Raw genomic sequence first — 14245 nt, 5'->3', positions numbered from 1 at the left:
GCTTCGTTATAGGTACATGGGCAGCGTGCTCATACCGACCCAAGAAGCCTACTTTTAACAAAGGAATACTCATGAAATCCATCAAGCTCGCCGCCGCCCTGGCTACTACCCTTGCCCTGACACTGATAGGTGGTTCTGCTTTCGCCCAGGACCCGGCGACACCGAATGTAGAGAAACGCCAGGACAGACAACAAAAACGTATCGCCAAGGGTGTTGAAAGTGGCGCTTTGACAGCCAAAGAAGCCAGCAATCTTGAAAAACGTGAAGCCAAGATAGAAAGTGATAAACAGGCCGCCAAGGCAGATGGCGTAGTAACACCGGCGGAGCGTGCCAAACTGGAGCACGAAGAAAACCGCGCCAGCAAGAAAATCCGTAATAAAAAACACAATGCAAGCGCAGCAACGACCACTAACTGAGTTAAAGAATCAGAGTGCAGCAGATAAATAAAACCGCCGATATAAATCGGCGGTTTTGTCTTGTGTGAAACATTGATCTGGACATCATTTTCGCACTTGCCACACTTGCCTGAATGGTATTTTTGCAACATTTTTAAACTGTTTTTCTCTCACAGCTTTTCTGACTTTCTCCTGCTGTTCTCTGTGTCTCTGTGGCTCTGTATTGAGAGGCCTTAAGGTTTTTCAGTCAAACTTGTCCGCTTACCATCACCCCACAAGCATATCTGGCTGAATTTATACCGTATAATCAGAAGTTAAACCCATTTTTCAGCTTAGAACCATCATTTATGAACTCGTCAGAAATCCGCGATAAATTCCTCAGCTTCTTTGAATCCAAGGGCCACACCCGCGTGCGCTCTTCCAGCCTGGTTCCTGGCAACGACCCTACCTTGCTGTTTACCAACTCCGGTATGGTGCAGTTTAAGGATGTATTCCTGGGCCAGGATAAACGTGCCTATACCCGTGCGACGACAGCGCAGCGTAGCGTACGCGCCGGCGGCAAGCATAATGACCTGGAAAACGTCGGTTACACGGCGCGTCACCACACCTTCTTTGAAATGCTGGGCAATTTCTCTTTCGGCGATTACTTCAAGAAAGATGCGATCCATTACGCCTGGGAATTGCTGACTACGGTCTATGGCTTGCCAAAAGACAAACTGACCGTCACCGTCTACCAGGAAGACGACGAAGCCTACGAAATCTGGAAAAACGAAATCGGCGTACCGGTAGAACGCATCATCCGCATCGGTGACAACAAGGGAGCACGTTACGCCTCTGACAATTTCTGGCAAATGGCAGATACGGGCCCATGCGGTCCTTGTACCGAGATTTTCTATGACCATGGCCCGGAAATCTGGGGTGGCCCTCCAGGTTCTCCAGATGAAGATGGCGACCGTTTCATTGAAATCTGGAACCTGGTGTTCATGCAGTTCAACAAGGATGAAGCAGGCGTCCTGCACCCGCTGCCCAAACCATGCGTCGATACCGGCATGGGTCTGGAGCGTCTGTCTGCGGTCTTGCAGCATGTGCATTCCAACTATGAGATCGATACCTTCCAAAACCTGATCAAGGCAGCAGCGCGTGAAACCGGCTGTACTGATCTGGAAAACAATTCCCTGCGCGTGATCGCCGACCATATCCGCTGCGCGGGCTTTTTGATCGTTGATGGTATCATCCCTGGCAACGAAGGCCGTGGCTATGTGCTGCGTCGCATTACCCGCCGTGCTCTGCGCCATGGTCACAAGCTGGGCCAAAGCCAGCCTTTCTTCTACAAACTGGTGGCTGACCTGGTCAAGGAAATGGGCGGTGCTTACCCTGAACTGGCAGAAGCCGCTGAGCGTGTCGCGCAAGTCATCAAACAGGAAGAAGAGCGCTTTGGCGAAACGCTGGAACACGGTATGAAGATTCTGGAAGCTGCCCTTGCCAAGGACAGCAAGAACCTGGATGGCAAAACCGCTTTCACCCTGTATGACACTTACGGCTTCCCGCTGGATCTGACAGCAGACATCTGCCGTGAGCGTGAAGTGGTGCTCGATGAAGCCGGTTTCAATGTGGCGATGGATGAGCAACGTACCAAAGCACGCGAAGGCGGCAAGTTCAAGATGGCTGCCGCCATTGAATACAGTGGCGACAAGACCAAATTTGTTGGCTATGACCAATTGCAAAACGAAGCCAAGATTGTTGCACTGTATGTGGATGGCAGTGCTGTCAATGAAATCAAGGCTGGTCAGAATGCCATTATCGTGCTTGACACTACGCCTTTCTATGCAGAATCCGGTGGCCAATGTGGCGATTCCGGCCTGCTGGTTGGTCTGGACGGTGCCGTGTTTGAAGTCACTGATACACAAAAAATCCAGGCAGATGTATTCGGTCATCATGGTGTGTTGAAGTCTGGCAGCCTCAGCATCGTGCAAAACGTCAAGGCACAGGTGAATGCCGAAGTGCGCGCGCAAACCATGCGCAACCACTCTGCCACGCACTTGATGCACAAGGCTTTGCGCGAAGTGCTGGGCGCACACGTATCGCAAAAAGGCTCGCTGGTTGATGTTGAAAAAACCCGTTTCGATTTCAGCCACAATGCACCGATGACTGCCGATGAAATCCGCCAGGTAGAAAACATCGTCAACCGTGAAATTCTGGCGAATGCGGCAACACAGGCGCAACTGATGGGCTACGATGACGCCGTCAAACATGGCGCCATGGCTCTGTTTGGCGAAAAATACGGTGATGAAGTACGCGTGCTCGACATCGGTTCTTCACGTGAATTGTGTGGTGGTACGCACGTGTCCCGTACTGGCGATATCGGCCTGTTCAAGATCGTTGCTGAAGGCGGCGTCGCAGCCGGTATCCGTCGTGTAGAAGCCGTGACCGGCGAAGTGGCCCTGACCCTGGTGCAAAACCTCAACAGTCGCATCAATGAAGCTGCTGCTGCCTTGAAGACACAGCCAGAAGAACTGACGACACGTATCGGCCAGGTACAGGATCACGTCAAGGCACTGGAAAAAGAACTGGCTATCCTGAAATCCAAAATGGCTTCCAGCCAGGGCGATGACCTGGTGAGCAAGGCAGTTGACGTCAAAGGTATCAAGGTACTGGCGGCAACGCTGGAAGGCGCTGATGTGACAGCCCTGCGCGAGACCATGGACAAGCTCAAAGACAAACTGAAGACTGCCGCCATCGTGCTGGCTGCTGTCAATGATGGCAAGGTCAGCCTGATTGCCGGTGTCACGGCAGACAGCACATCTAAAGTCAAAGCTGGTGACCTGGTCAATTTTGTCGCCCAGCAGGTGGGTGGCAAAGGTGGTGGTCGTCCAGATATGGCGCAAGCCGGTGGTACCGATGCCAGTGGTCTGCCAAAAGCCTTGGAGGGTGTCACTGAATGGGTAACTTCACGTCTATGATCCATATACGCCGTGCTGAAGTGTCAGATGCGGCCCAACTGCAAAGGGTGTTCGCCAGCAGCGGCACCTATGCAGGTACTTTGCAATTGCCACATCCGACAACGGAGATATGGCAAGAGCGGCTGGAAAAGGCTGACCCCAAAGATACCCGCCTGGTCGCTATCTATGATGGCGTCGTGGTGGGTATGGCCAGCCTGCATATGGAAAAAAAGCAGAGACGTAGTCATGTCGCCTCGCTCGGCATGGGCGTGGCGGACTCTTTTTCCGGACGTGGCATAGGGACCGCCTTGCTGACCGAGCTATTACATCTGTCTGACAACTGGCTCAATATCCTGCGCCTGGAACTGACGGTGTTTTGCGACAATACGGCTGCCATACGCCTGTACAAGAAATTCGGCTTTGACATAGAAGGCACCATGCGCGCTTATGCATTTCGCGATGGTCAATTTGCCGACAGTTATGCCATGGCACGCCTGCACCCCAGGCAAGCCATGGTGCCCCTGAGAGAAACCTGAATCCATGGAAATGAAATTTTGCCCGGTCTGCGCGACCTCGCTGATAGAACGTGCAGATGAGCAAGAAGCCGGCAAAATAAGGCTGGCCTGCCCAGACGGACACTGGACCCATTGGGACAACCCGCTGCCGGTACTGGCAGCCCTGGTTGAGCTCGATGGCAAGATCATGCTGGCGCGCAATGCTGCCTGGCCGGAGAAAACTTTCGCCCTCATCACCGGCTTCATGGAGCGTGGTGAAACGCCAGAGCAGGGTGTCGCCCGTGAACTGAAAGAAGAAACTGATCTTGACGCTGACCAGGTTACCCTGATCGGTGTTTATGAGTTCATCCGCAAGAATGAGCTCATCATCGCCTATCACGTCAAAGCTTCCGGCACGGTCAGACTGTCGCCAGAGCTGGTCGATTACCGCCTGATAGAGCCGGAAAAGCTCCGTCCATGGAATGCCGGCACCGGCCATGCCATGGCAGACTGGATGCGTTCACGCGGTCTGAACCCGGTTTACCAGGAATGGCAGAGCAGTTGAATCATCTGGCATGACGTCTGAAACAGGTTTTTGCACTTGCAAAAAATATGACTCTGCCACGTCAGTGTCTGCTCTGATTTCTGACAGTTATTTAGGGGAAGCAATCTAAAACCGCAACGCTTGTCAGGAATAATTGTCGCTGGTTGTGCAGGCGAGCAGTTTTCCTGTTGATTTGATGAAATACCTGTCCCAGTAAGCAAGCCGTAAGTTTTGTGATTAAGATGAAAGAACTTGCTCCGAGCGAAGATTATTTGGTTTTGCACCATTTTCGTGCGGAAACTTTTTAAAATATTTTGTCTTTTGTTGTTAGTCTGCTGCAATGCACCATCCAAATGAAAAATCCGGTAGAATTGGTGCATCGATTGTAGAGCTCATATGCTTGTTCAATTTGTATTACTGGGAAAATCATGCAATTCAATAAAGAACTGGATGCACGCGGACTGAATTGTCCTCTTCCAATTTTAAAAACGAAAAAGGCGCTTGCCGAAATGCTCACTGGTGAGGTGTTGCATGTACTGGCAACTGACCCTGGTTCGGTCAGGGACTTCAAGGCCTTTTCCAAGCAGACCGGCAATGAGTTGCTGGCACATCAAGAAAACAGCAAAGAGTTTGAGTACTACATCAAGCGCAAATAAGTAAGCGTGATATTGGCAGGCCCAGATCATTTGTGCAGAGACATAAAAAAAACCCGCGACGTTGTTGCGGGTTTTTTTGTATGTTTTATATGCCGCATCAGTTCCTGACCTGGCCATGATGCTTGGTTGGTCTATCTGGCGGTACAGTATCTTGCTCAACATGACACTTCAAGCTGACCAGGCCAGAGTGGATTAGGCATTCTGCTCTAGCCATAATGTGGATTGAAAAGAACGATCGTGCTAAATTGTGCAAAATCTTGATGTTTTCGTTTTATAATCAATAGAATTTACGTATACGTCAATTTGCGGAGGCGAAAGCGCAGTAATATGCAGGCAGTGTGCAAAACAGCGTGCGTACCAATGGCGAGTTTCGTGCATGGGTAGTACACGAGCGCAGACAGGCGTAAGCAACAAATGTATTCAGTATCAAGCTTTACAATTCGTAATTCGTATCAATCGGTATTTCCCCATTAGCTCATAAAGGCAGAACTATGAAAGTCCTGGTACCAGTCAAACGCGTCGTCGATTACAACGTCAAAGTACGTGTCAAATCGGATGGCTCCGGCGTTGATATCGCCAATGTCAAAATGTCCATGAACCCCTTCGATGAAATCGCTGTTGAAGAAGCGACACGTCTGAAAGAAGCGGGCGTCGTGACTGAAGTGATCGCTGTTTCCTGCGGCGTAGCACAATGCCAGGAAACCCTGCGTACTGCGATGGCGATTGGTGCTGACCGTGGCATCCTGGTTGAAAGCGATGCAGAACTGCAACCGCTGGCCGTTGCCAAATTGCTCAAGGCATTGGCTGACAAAGAACAACCGCAACTGATCATCCTCGGCAAGCAGGCGATTGATGATGACTGCAACCAGACTGGTCAGATGCTGGCAGCCTTGCTGGGTTGGCCACAAGCGACATTTGCTTCCAAAGTCACCGTCGCTGATGGCAAAGCCACAGTCACACGTGAAGTGGATGGCGGTCTCGAAACATTGTCTCTGACTCTGCCAGCCATCATCACTACCGATTTGCGCTTGAACGAGCCACGCTATGTGACTTTGCCTAACATCATGAAGGCCAAGAAAAAACAGCTGGACAATGTCAAACCAGCCGACCTGGGTGTAGATGTTGCTTCCCGCGTCAAGACCCTGAAGGTTGCTGAGCCTGCAAAACGCAGCGCCGGTATCAAGGTGCCTGATGTGGCAACCCTGGTGTCCAAACTGAAAAACGAAGCCAAGGTACTGGGCTGATTCTATTCAGGCTGACTTTTTAAAGCATAGATTTTAAGAATAATTTTGTTGCCAGACGCACGGGCGCTGGTGACACTACAAGTGGAAAACATCATGACTACACTCGTCATCGCTGAACACGACAACGCTGGCCTCAAGGGCAGCACATTGAATACCGTTACTGCTGCTGCACAATGCGGCGCAGATGTACATGTACTGGTTGCTGGTCACAATGCTGGCGCTGCTGCTCAGGCGGCTGCTCAAATCGCTGGTGTCAGCAAAGTATTGCATGCAGATGCAGCGCATTTTGCTGATGGTCTGGCTGAGAATGTGGCTGAACAAGTTTTGGCAATCGCATCCGGCTATAGCCACATCCTGGCACCGGCAACTGCCTACGGCAAAAACATTTTGCCACGCGTTGCCGCCAAGCTCGACGTGTCGCAAATTTCTGAAATCACCAAGGTTGATAGCCCTGACACGTTCGAGCGTCCTATCTACGCAGGTAACGCCATCGCTACTGTGCAATCGACAGACGCGATCAAGGTCATCACTGTACGTACAACAGGCTTTGATGCCGCCACCACTGGCGGTTCTGCTGCTGTTGAAACGATCGCTGCTGTTGCTGATTCCGGCAAATCTGCTTTCGTTTCCCGCGAAGTCGCCAAGTCTGACCGTCCTGAACTGACAGCGGCCAAAGTCATCGTTTCCGGTGGCCGTGGCATGGGTTCTGGCGACAACTTCAAGATTCTGGAGCCGCTGGCTGACAAGCTCGGCGCTGCCATGGGTGCATCTCGCGCCGCAGTTGACGCTGGCTTTGTACCGAATGACTGGCAAGTTGGCCAGACTGGCAAGATCGTTGCACCAACGCTGTATATTGCTGTCGGTATCTCCGGCGCGATCCAGCATCTGGCTGGTATGAAAGATTCCAAAACCATCGTCGCCATCAACAAAGACCCAGAAGCACCGATCTTCTCGGTCGCTGACTATGGCATCGTTGGTGATCTGTTTGATATCGTTCCGCAATTGGTTGCTGAACTGGGTTAATCTGAATTTGCTTTAATCGCCATCACGCTAACCGTGATGGCTCAGGCAGGATGAGTGGTTTGTCGCGCTACTGACAGCAGATTTTGTTGTGGTGACATATTGCTGATCTTGCCTTTTTTATTGGGATATCAAAAATGAGCTATGTTGCCCCTGTTAAAGACATGCTGTTCATCATCAATGAACTGGCTGGTCTGACTGAAGTAAATGCCTTGCCCGGTTGCGAAGATGCGACTGCAGAAACCGTAGAAGCCGTACTGGAAGAAAACGCCAAGTTTGCCGGCGAAGTGGTGGCCCCTTTGAACTTCCCTGGTGACCAGGCACCAAGCTACTGGAAAGACGGTGAAGTATTCACCAGCAAGGGCTTCAAGGAAGCCTTCAAGATGTTTGGTGAGGCTGGCTGGCAGGGTGTGCAGCATCCGCAAGAATTTGGCGGTCAGGGCTTGCCCAAGCTGGTGGCAACGCCGTGCATAGAAATGCTCAATGCCGCCAGCATTTCTTTTGCCCTATGCCCATTGTTGACGGATGGCGCGATTGAAGCCCTGCTGACAGCAGGCAGTGATGAGCAAAAAGCCATCTATCTGGAAAACCTGATCTCGGGTAAGTGGACAGGCACCATGAACCTGACCGAACCACAAGCCGGTTCTGATCTGGCGATGGTGCGCAGCCGCGCCGTGCCACAGGGTGATGGCACTTACAAGATATATGGCACGAAAATTTTCATCACCTATGGTGAGCATGATATGGCAGAAAATATCGTCCACCTGGTGCTGGCGCGTACACCTGATGCTCCAGAAGGCGTCAAAGGTATTTCCCTGTTCATCGTGCCAAAATTCCTGGTCAATGCTGACGGTAGCCTGGGTGCACGCAATGATGCACACTGCGTATCCATAGAGCACAAGCTGGGCATCAAGGCCAGCCCGACTGCAGTACTGCAATTTGGCGACAACGGCGGCGCGATAGGCACGCTGGTTGGCGAAGAAAACCGTGGCCTCGAATACATGTTCATCATGATGAATGCAGCCCGCTTTGGCGTTGGCATGCAAGGCATAGGTGTGGCAGAACGCGCTTACCAAAAGGCTGTGCAATATGCCAAAGACCGCGTGCAATCGCGTGATCTGGCAGGCTCTGCCGGCCCGGTTGCCATCATCAATCACCCGGATGTGCGCCGCATGCTGATGTCCATGCGCGCCCAGACTGAAGGTGCGCGTGCATTGGCCTATGTAGCTGCCGGTATCAGTGACTTTGCTCATCACCATGCGGATGCAGCAGTGCGCAAGGCCAGCCAGGCCAAGTATGAATACCTGGTGCCCATCGTCAAGGGCTGGTCCACAGAAATGTCGCTCGATGTCACATCGACTGGTGTGCAGGTGCATGGTGGCATGGGCTTCATTGAAGAGACCGGCGCGGCACAACACTACCGCGATGCCAAAATTCTGACGATCTATGAAGGTACGACAGCCATACAGGCAAATGATCTGGTAGGCCGCAAGACTTCACGTGATGGCGGCGCTACTGCCAAAGCCTTCATCGCCGACATGCGCGCAACAGAAGCACAATTGACAGCTATTGGTTCTGTAGATGCACTGGCGATACAGCGCCAACTGGCAGCAGGTACAGCAGCACTGGAAGATGTGGTTGATTATGTTGTTACCAACTTCAAACAGGACATCAAAGGCGTGTTTGCCGGCAGTGTCCTGTACCTGAAGCTGGCAGGCATCGTTTTCGGTGGTTGGCAAATGGCGCGTGCTGCCATCATCGCTCAGCAAAAACTGGAAGCGGGCGAGGGTGACGCCGCGTTCTACAAGGCCAAGATTGCTACTGCCCGTTATTTTGCTGACCACATCCTGTCTGCGGCCCAGGGCCTGCGTTCAGCGATTGTGGATGGCAGTGCCGGTGTCATGGCTTTGGCTGAAGATCAGTTCTGATTATCTGCAAGCCATGAGGTAGGCAAGAATAAAAAAATGGCTCATCTATAAAATGAGCCATTTTTATATGCCTGCAGTTTGGCGATCAACCGTAAGCGCCGCCGGTGTACAGCAAGTCAAAAGTGCGGGCAATGGCCGCGATCAGGGCCGTGGCGCCAAAACCTACTGTCAGCACCAGCAACAAGGCCAGTGGCCAGTTCGATGCGCTGGTCTTGCCTGAACCGGCGTTGTAGCGGGCATCCCATTTCTCGTCAGGTGTCAGGCCCAGCACGAGGGCTTCGATCACCGCCACCAGGAAAGAAATGAGCAACAGGCTGTATTGCACAATGTCTGGCTGGCCAAAATAGAAATAATGTACGACCATGCTGACCGGCAGGGTGACAAAGTGCAGCCAGCCCCATTTATCTTTTTTGCCGTTCAGGTAAAAGCGGTGCATGCCAATAGCGCCAAATACGGCGGCGAGAAAGGTTGCCAGGGTTTTGTTTTTGTGTGGTTTTTTGTCGATTGATGTCATTGCAGCAAGTCGTATAAGTCGAAGCTGTGATTGTAAGCCAAGCCGGGCCAGACTGTGTTGATCAATCCGGATGCGTGGATAATATTAATCAAGTGATATCTTTCTTGCATTGATCTACGCCGGAAAGTAGCACGCTGTGTCTCGCAATGATCACATTGAAAGATAAAAATGCAGTTGCAGAAAGGAAAAGTGGGATAGTTCTTGCGACTTGCTTAAGAAGCGGGCTATAATCTACAGCTTTTTCCGCGTTCAGACATTTTTTGGAAATATTATGGTCGTTATTCGTTTAGCTCGTGGTGGCGCAAAAAAGCGCCCTTTTTACAACATCGTTGCAACTGATTCCCGTAATCGTCGCGATGGTCGCTTTATCGAGCGCATCGGTTTCTACAATCCAGTAGCTACTGGCAATGCAGAAACAGTACGCGTTGCTGCAGATCGCCTGGCTTACTGGCAAGGTGTTGGTGCTCAATTGTCTCCAGCAGTTGCTCGCCTGGTAGCTCAGTCCGGTAAAGCAGCAGCTTAATTGCTGCCAAGCTGTATCATGACTGCTGCAGTCCATGCTCCTGATGATCTGGTCCTTGTTGGCTATGTCTCGGGAGCATTTGGTATTCACGGCTGGGTAAGGATACGTCCTTATTCTGCTGATGCTGATGCACTGATGTCAGCAAAAACCTGGTGGTTGGATAAGCCTGAGTTGCGTGATGTTGACCGGCTGGAAGTCAAAATCCAGGGTGAAGACGTCGTTGCGCGACTGGTGGGTGTGCCTGACAGAAATGCCGCAGAAGCACTGAAAGGTGCAACTGTACAAATTTCTCGCAAGCATTTTCCTGCTTTGGCGACCGGCGAATTCTATTGGCTCGATCTGATAGGTTTGCAGGTAGAAAATCTTCAGGGTGAAAATCTCGGTGTGGTCAGGGATTTGATGGACAACGGCGCGCATCCGATTTTACGGGTGGCAGCGGCCGATGTGCCCGAAAATGAGCTGGTCAAACACGAACGTCTGATTCCTTTTGTAGAAGCTTTCGTCAAGGAAGTCGATCAGAAGGCGGGCAAGATCCAGGTTGACTGGGGTAGTGATTATTAAGGTGATGAACTCAGAAGGCATGAACATGCAGTTTGATGTCATTACGCTGTTCCCCGAAATGTTCGCAGCCATTACACAATCGGGTGTGACGAGGCGCGCTTTCGAGCAACAGAAATGCGAATTAAAGCTGTGGAATCCGCGTGATTTTACAACTGACAGGCATCGTACCGTGGATGACCGGCCTTATGGCGGCGGCCCTGGTATGGTGATGCTGGCAAAACCCTTGCAGGCCGCAATCGAGTCCGCCAGGGCGCGTCAGGCTGGATTGTCTGCAGTGGCACCCAAAGTGATTTATCTGTCGCCCCAGGGTAAGCCGCTGACACATGAAAAGGTCATGCAACTGGCGGCAACGCCTGGCCTGGTCTTGTTATGTGGCAGATATGAGGCAGTGGACCAGCGCCTGCTGGATAATTACGTCGATGAAGAAATCAGCCTCGGCGATTTTGTCTTGTCTGGCGGTGAGTTACCAGCCATGGCCCTGATGGATGCTGTCATACGGCAAATCCCTGGCGTCTTGCATGATGACGCCTCGGCAGTGCAGGACAGTTTTGTCAATGGCTTGCTGGATTGCCCGCATTACACCAGGCCAGAAGTCTTTGAAGATCAGGCAGTGCCAGCCGTGTTAATGGGTGGTAATCATGCTGAAATCGAAAAGTGGCGGCGTCAGCGTGCACTTGAGGCCAGTCAGTTAAAGCGCCCGGATTTAATCATCGCAGCGCGTGCGGCAGGCTTGTTAAGCCGTGCCGACGAAAAGTTTTTAAGCAGTTTGTAGTATTTTTCAGCTCATGAGCTGAAATTTTTAAGCGTGAATCTTCATTGATTCACATGGTAAACCCCATCCTCTACCGGGCATCAGTCAGAACCAGATTCTGCAGCGTCGGCAAGATGGTCATAGGAGTAAAAAATGGATCTGATCCAAAAATTAGAGCAAGAAGAAATTGCTCGCCTCGGCAAAAACATCCCTGACTTTGCACCAGGTGACACAGTTGTTGTGAACGTCAACGTTGTTGAAGGTACACGCAAACGTGCGCAGGCTTACGAAGGTGTTGTTATTTCCCGTCGTAACCGTGGTTTGAATTCCAACTTCATCGTCCGCAAGATTTCTTCCGGCGAAGGCGTTGAGCGTACATTCCAGTTGTACTCCCCACTGATCGCTTCTATCGAAGTGAAACGTCGCGGTGACGTACGTCGCGCCAAGTTGTACTATCTGCGTGAACGTTCAGGCAAATCTGCTCGTATCAAAGAGAAATTGCCAGCACGTAAAGCTGTTGCTGCAAAAGCAGAGTAATATCTGGTCTTGCCGTAATACCGCTTTGAAAAAGGATGCTTCGGCATCCTTTTTTCATTGGCATTTTGTGGGCAGTTTTTTCCATGCAGATTGCCTGGCGATCAGGTGAATCGATATTTTAAGAAGACGTAAGCAAACGTGAGCAAACCGGTTTTTGATCCCCAGACTTTCCCCATTCATTCACTTGGTGAAGAGTTTGCCCTGCCTGCCGAGCACCTTACTCCCGCCTGGTTGCGTCAGCGTTTTCAGCAAGAGCATGCATGGTCGCCAGAAAGCGTGGATGAGAGTTTTTTCTCCAGGAACCTGCCTTTTCGTCCGGCATCGGTACTGATCCCCATTGTCATGCGTAACGAAGGCCTGACCTTGCTCCTGACGGAGCGTGCGGCACACCTCAACCATCACCCTGGGCAGATCAGTTTCCCTGGCGGCCGTTTTGAAGAAGAGGATATTGACCCGGTAACCACAGCCCTGCGCGAAGCAGAAGAAGAGATAGGGCTGACGCGCGAATTTGTTGAAATACTGGGGCGCTTGCCCGACTACAAGACCGGTACCGGCTACCAGGTCAGCCCTATCGTTTCCCTGGTGCGACCCGGCTTTCCTTTGCGTACAGATCCGGCTGAAGTGGCCTCCATTTTTGAAGTGCCACTGGGTTTTCTGATGGATGGCAAAAACCATCAGCGCAGAAGCTTTGATTTGCCCGACAATGCCGGCAAAAGGCATTTTTATGCTATGCCTTACGAGCAGCATTTCATCTGGGGGGCCACGGCTGGCATGCTGCGCAATCTGTTTCATTTTCTGCGTGCATAAGGACTTGAAGTCTTTCCTATAGTGCCCTGAGTTACTAATACATTCAACAAATCCGGCGAGAATCGCCACGATACTACCTCTCCAATGCGTCCCCAATGTGCGCAAGGCATCAGCCTTGCTGTGCTTTGCTCCTTGCCTCGTAACGATTTCTCCAGATTAGTTATTGAATGCATTAATAACTCAACGCGCCCCAGAACAAAGCTTCATAATCTGGGCAAATCGGTTTACACTTGCCGCATTTGCAAACTGATTGTTTGCGGTATTGCGCCGCAACATAGACTAGTCACATGACCTTTCTTTCCATTTTGTTAGCTCTGTTGATAGAGCAGCTCAAACCCTTGCGGGCGGATAACCCCATCTATACGCAAATCCAGACCCTGGCTGACAAAATCGAGGCATCCTTCAATGCAGGCAAGGTCAAGCATGGTCGTCTGGGCTGGTGGATAGTGATTGCCTTGCTGACCCTGCCAACGGCGCTGATTTACTGGTTGTGCCTGCGCCTCAATCCTATCGCTGCCTTGTTATGGAATGTGCTCATCGTTTATTTGACGCTGGGTTTTCGTCGTTACAGCCATTACTTCACCTCCATACAGCTGGCCCTAAGTTCCGGTGATGAAGATACTGCCAGACGCTTTCTTGGTGAGTGGACCCATCTCGATACCACAGGCATGGAAGTGTCGGAAATTTCCCGCCTGGCCGTAGAGCGTTCGCTGATCGCCACCCATCGCAATGTCTTTGGCGTATTCTTCTGGTTCCTGATGCCTGTGGGGCCGGCCTGCGCCGTGATGTACCGTGCTGCCGAGTACCTGGCGCGCGCCTGGAATGAGCCCGAACACATGAAGAATGAAGAGTTTGGTGTCTATGCCGCCAAAGTCTTTTACTGGATAGACTGGGTGCCAGCTCGTCTGACTGCCGTGGCTTTTGCCGTGGTCGGCAATTTTGAAGATGCCGTCTATTCCTGGCGCAATTACGCCGACCGCTGGTCGGATGAACTGGTTGGCATCATCCTCTCGGCTGGTGGTGGCGCACTCGGTGTACGCCTGGGCGAACCGGAAGAAAAAGCCATGGTCCTGCAGGCTGACGCCACTGCTGTCGACGTCGACAGCCTGGAACTGGAAAGCCAGCCCGGTGCAGAAGCTTCACCCCGCGCCTTGCAAAGTGCAGTCGGCCTGGTCTGGCGCGCCTTGCTGCTATGGATGCTCCTGCTTTTACTGCTGTCATTTGCCGTCTGGATTTAAGCGAGACCAAGCCCTGAATACTTCAGGGCTTTTTTTGACGTACATTTTGTGTCCGGTTTTGATCAGGCTATACTCACAGGTCTTGTTTTAATAT

Annotated in this window: 15 protein-coding genes; 14 read left to right on the top strand and 1 reads right to left on the bottom strand. The window is 51.6% G+C overall.

Going from position 1 to position 14245, the window contains the following annotated elements; genetic code table 11:
* Positions 1–71: 71 nt before the first annotated feature.
* From LZ463_RS17620 to LZ463_RS17585, 8 genes are all read left to right on the top strand, one after another.
* Positions 72–416, top strand: coding sequence for a hypothetical protein (locus LZ463_RS17620; RefSeq protein WP_241457124.1), 345 nt, complete (start codon positions 72–74; stop codon positions 414–416).
* 326 nt (positions 417–742) lie between these two features.
* Positions 743–3355, top strand: coding sequence for an alanine--tRNA ligase (gene alaS, locus LZ463_RS17615; protein WP_241457123.1), 2613 nt, complete (start codon positions 743–745; stop codon positions 3353–3355).
* On the top strand, positions 3334–3870 hold the full coding sequence (locus LZ463_RS17610) for a GNAT family N-acetyltransferase (protein WP_241457122.1): 537 nt from the start codon (positions 3334–3336) through the stop codon (positions 3868–3870). The genes alaS and LZ463_RS17610 overlap by 22 nt, the downstream gene beginning before the upstream one ends.
* A gap of 4 nt (positions 3871–3874) precedes the next feature.
* Positions 3875–4393, top strand: coding sequence for an NUDIX domain-containing protein (locus tag LZ463_RS17605; RefSeq protein ID WP_241457121.1), 519 nt, complete (start codon positions 3875–3877; stop codon positions 4391–4393).
* A 407-nt stretch (positions 4394–4800) separates the two neighbouring features.
* Complete coding sequence (locus LZ463_RS17600; RefSeq protein WP_241457120.1) at positions 4801–5028, top strand: sulfurtransferase TusA family protein; 228 nt, start codon at positions 4801–4803, stop codon at positions 5026–5028.
* A gap of 491 nt (positions 5029–5519) precedes the next feature.
* Positions 5520–6272, top strand: coding sequence for an electron transfer flavoprotein subunit beta/FixA family protein (locus tag LZ463_RS17595; RefSeq protein WP_241457119.1), 753 nt, complete (start codon positions 5520–5522; stop codon positions 6270–6272).
* 93 nt (positions 6273–6365) lie between these two features.
* Complete coding sequence (locus tag LZ463_RS17590) at positions 6366–7295, top strand: electron transfer flavoprotein subunit alpha/FixB family protein (RefSeq protein ID WP_241457118.1); 930 nt, start codon at positions 6366–6368, stop codon at positions 7293–7295.
* Positions 7296–7429: 134 nt separating this feature from the next.
* Positions 7430–9220, top strand: a complete 1791-nt coding sequence (locus tag LZ463_RS17585) for an acyl-CoA dehydrogenase (protein ID WP_241457117.1) — start codon at positions 7430–7432, stop codon at positions 9218–9220.
* An 85-nt stretch (positions 9221–9305) separates the two neighbouring features.
* Here the strand turns inward: LZ463_RS17585 and LZ463_RS17580 are convergent, their stop codons facing one another.
* Positions 9306–9734, bottom strand: coding sequence for an NINE protein (locus LZ463_RS17580; protein WP_241457116.1), 429 nt, complete (start codon positions 9732–9734; stop codon positions 9306–9308).
* 271 nt (positions 9735–10005) lie between these two features.
* On the opposite strand from LZ463_RS17580, the gene rpsP reads away from it, so the two are divergent.
* The 6 genes from rpsP to LZ463_RS17550 all read left to right on the top strand — a co-directional run bounded on the left by rpsP (position 10006) and on the right by LZ463_RS17550 (position 14151).
* The gene (gene rpsP / locus LZ463_RS17575; RefSeq protein ID WP_110255824.1) at positions 10006–10257 is read left to right on the top strand and encodes a 30S ribosomal protein S16; all 252 of its coding nucleotides are present in this window, start codon (positions 10006–10008) and stop codon (positions 10255–10257) included.
* Between the two features lie 18 nt (positions 10258–10275).
* On the top strand, positions 10276–10818 hold the full coding sequence (rimM, locus tag LZ463_RS17570; RefSeq protein WP_241457115.1) for a ribosome maturation factor RimM: 543 nt from the start codon (positions 10276–10278) through the stop codon (positions 10816–10818).
* Between the two features lie 25 nt (positions 10819–10843).
* A complete protein-coding gene (gene trmD / locus LZ463_RS17565; protein WP_241457322.1) occupies positions 10844–11590 on the top strand; it encodes a tRNA (guanosine(37)-N1)-methyltransferase TrmD in 747 nt (248 codons plus the stop codon).
* Positions 11591–11722: 132 nt separating this feature from the next.
* Positions 11723–12106 (top strand): 50S ribosomal protein L19, encoded by a 384-nt coding sequence (rplS, locus tag LZ463_RS17560; RefSeq protein WP_241457114.1) that lies wholly within the window; start codon positions 11723–11725, stop codon positions 12104–12106.
* Between the two features lie 138 nt (positions 12107–12244).
* Positions 12245–12913, top strand: coding sequence for a CoA pyrophosphatase (locus LZ463_RS17555; RefSeq protein WP_241457113.1), 669 nt, complete (start codon positions 12245–12247; stop codon positions 12911–12913).
* A 287-nt stretch (positions 12914–13200) separates the two neighbouring features.
* Positions 13201–14151, top strand: coding sequence for a CobD/CbiB family protein (locus LZ463_RS17550; RefSeq protein WP_241457112.1), 951 nt, complete (start codon positions 13201–13203; stop codon positions 14149–14151).
* Positions 14152–14245 lie beyond the last annotated feature (94 nt).

Source organism: Undibacterium paludis, assembly GCF_022568815.1.
Classification (GTDB): domain Bacteria; phylum Pseudomonadota; class Gammaproteobacteria; order Burkholderiales; family Burkholderiaceae_D; genus Undibacterium.
Note: the sequence above shows the minus strand (reverse complement) of the source record. Positions and strands in the feature narration are given on the sequence as shown.

Bases quoted from the DNA above. Each gene is read 5' to 3' on its own strand.
- LZ463_RS17585 (WP_241457117.1), top strand. From the start codon at position 7,430: ATGAGCTATGTTGCCCCTGTTAAAGACATGCTGTTCATCATCAATGAA.
- alaS (WP_241457123.1), top strand. From the start codon at position 743: ATGAACTCGTCAGAAATCCGCGATAAATTCCTCAGCTTCTTTGAATCC.
- LZ463_RS17600 (WP_241457120.1), top strand. From the start codon at position 4,801: ATGCAATTCAATAAAGAACTGGATGCACGCGGACTGAATTGTCCTCTT.
- LZ463_RS17580 (WP_241457116.1), bottom strand. From the start codon at position 9,734: ATGACATCAATCGACAAAAAACCACACAAAAACAAAACCCTGGCAACC.
- trmD (WP_241457322.1), top strand. From the start codon at position 10,844: ATGCAGTTTGATGTCATTACGCTGTTCCCCGAAATGTTCGCAGCCATT.
- LZ463_RS17590 (WP_241457118.1), top strand. From the start codon at position 6,366: ATGACTACACTCGTCATCGCTGAACACGACAACGCTGGCCTCAAGGGC.
- rplS (WP_241457114.1), top strand. From the start codon at position 11,723: ATGGATCTGATCCAAAAATTAGAGCAAGAAGAAATTGCTCGCCTCGGC.
- rimM (WP_241457115.1), top strand. From the start codon at position 10,276: ATGACTGCTGCAGTCCATGCTCCTGATGATCTGGTCCTTGTTGGCTAT.
- rpsP (WP_110255824.1), top strand. From the start codon at position 10,006: ATGGTCGTTATTCGTTTAGCTCGTGGTGGCGCAAAAAAGCGCCCTTTT.
- LZ463_RS17595 (WP_241457119.1), top strand. From the start codon at position 5,520: ATGAAAGTCCTGGTACCAGTCAAACGCGTCGTCGATTACAACGTCAAA.
- LZ463_RS17610 (WP_241457122.1), top strand. From the start codon at position 3,334: ATGGGTAACTTCACGTCTATGATCCATATACGCCGTGCTGAAGTGTCA.
- LZ463_RS17550 (WP_241457112.1), top strand. From the start codon at position 13,201: ATGACCTTTCTTTCCATTTTGTTAGCTCTGTTGATAGAGCAGCTCAAA.
- LZ463_RS17605 (WP_241457121.1), top strand. From the start codon at position 3,875: ATGGAAATGAAATTTTGCCCGGTCTGCGCGACCTCGCTGATAGAACGT.
- LZ463_RS17620 (WP_241457124.1), top strand. From the start codon at position 72: ATGAAATCCATCAAGCTCGCCGCCGCCCTGGCTACTACCCTTGCCCTG.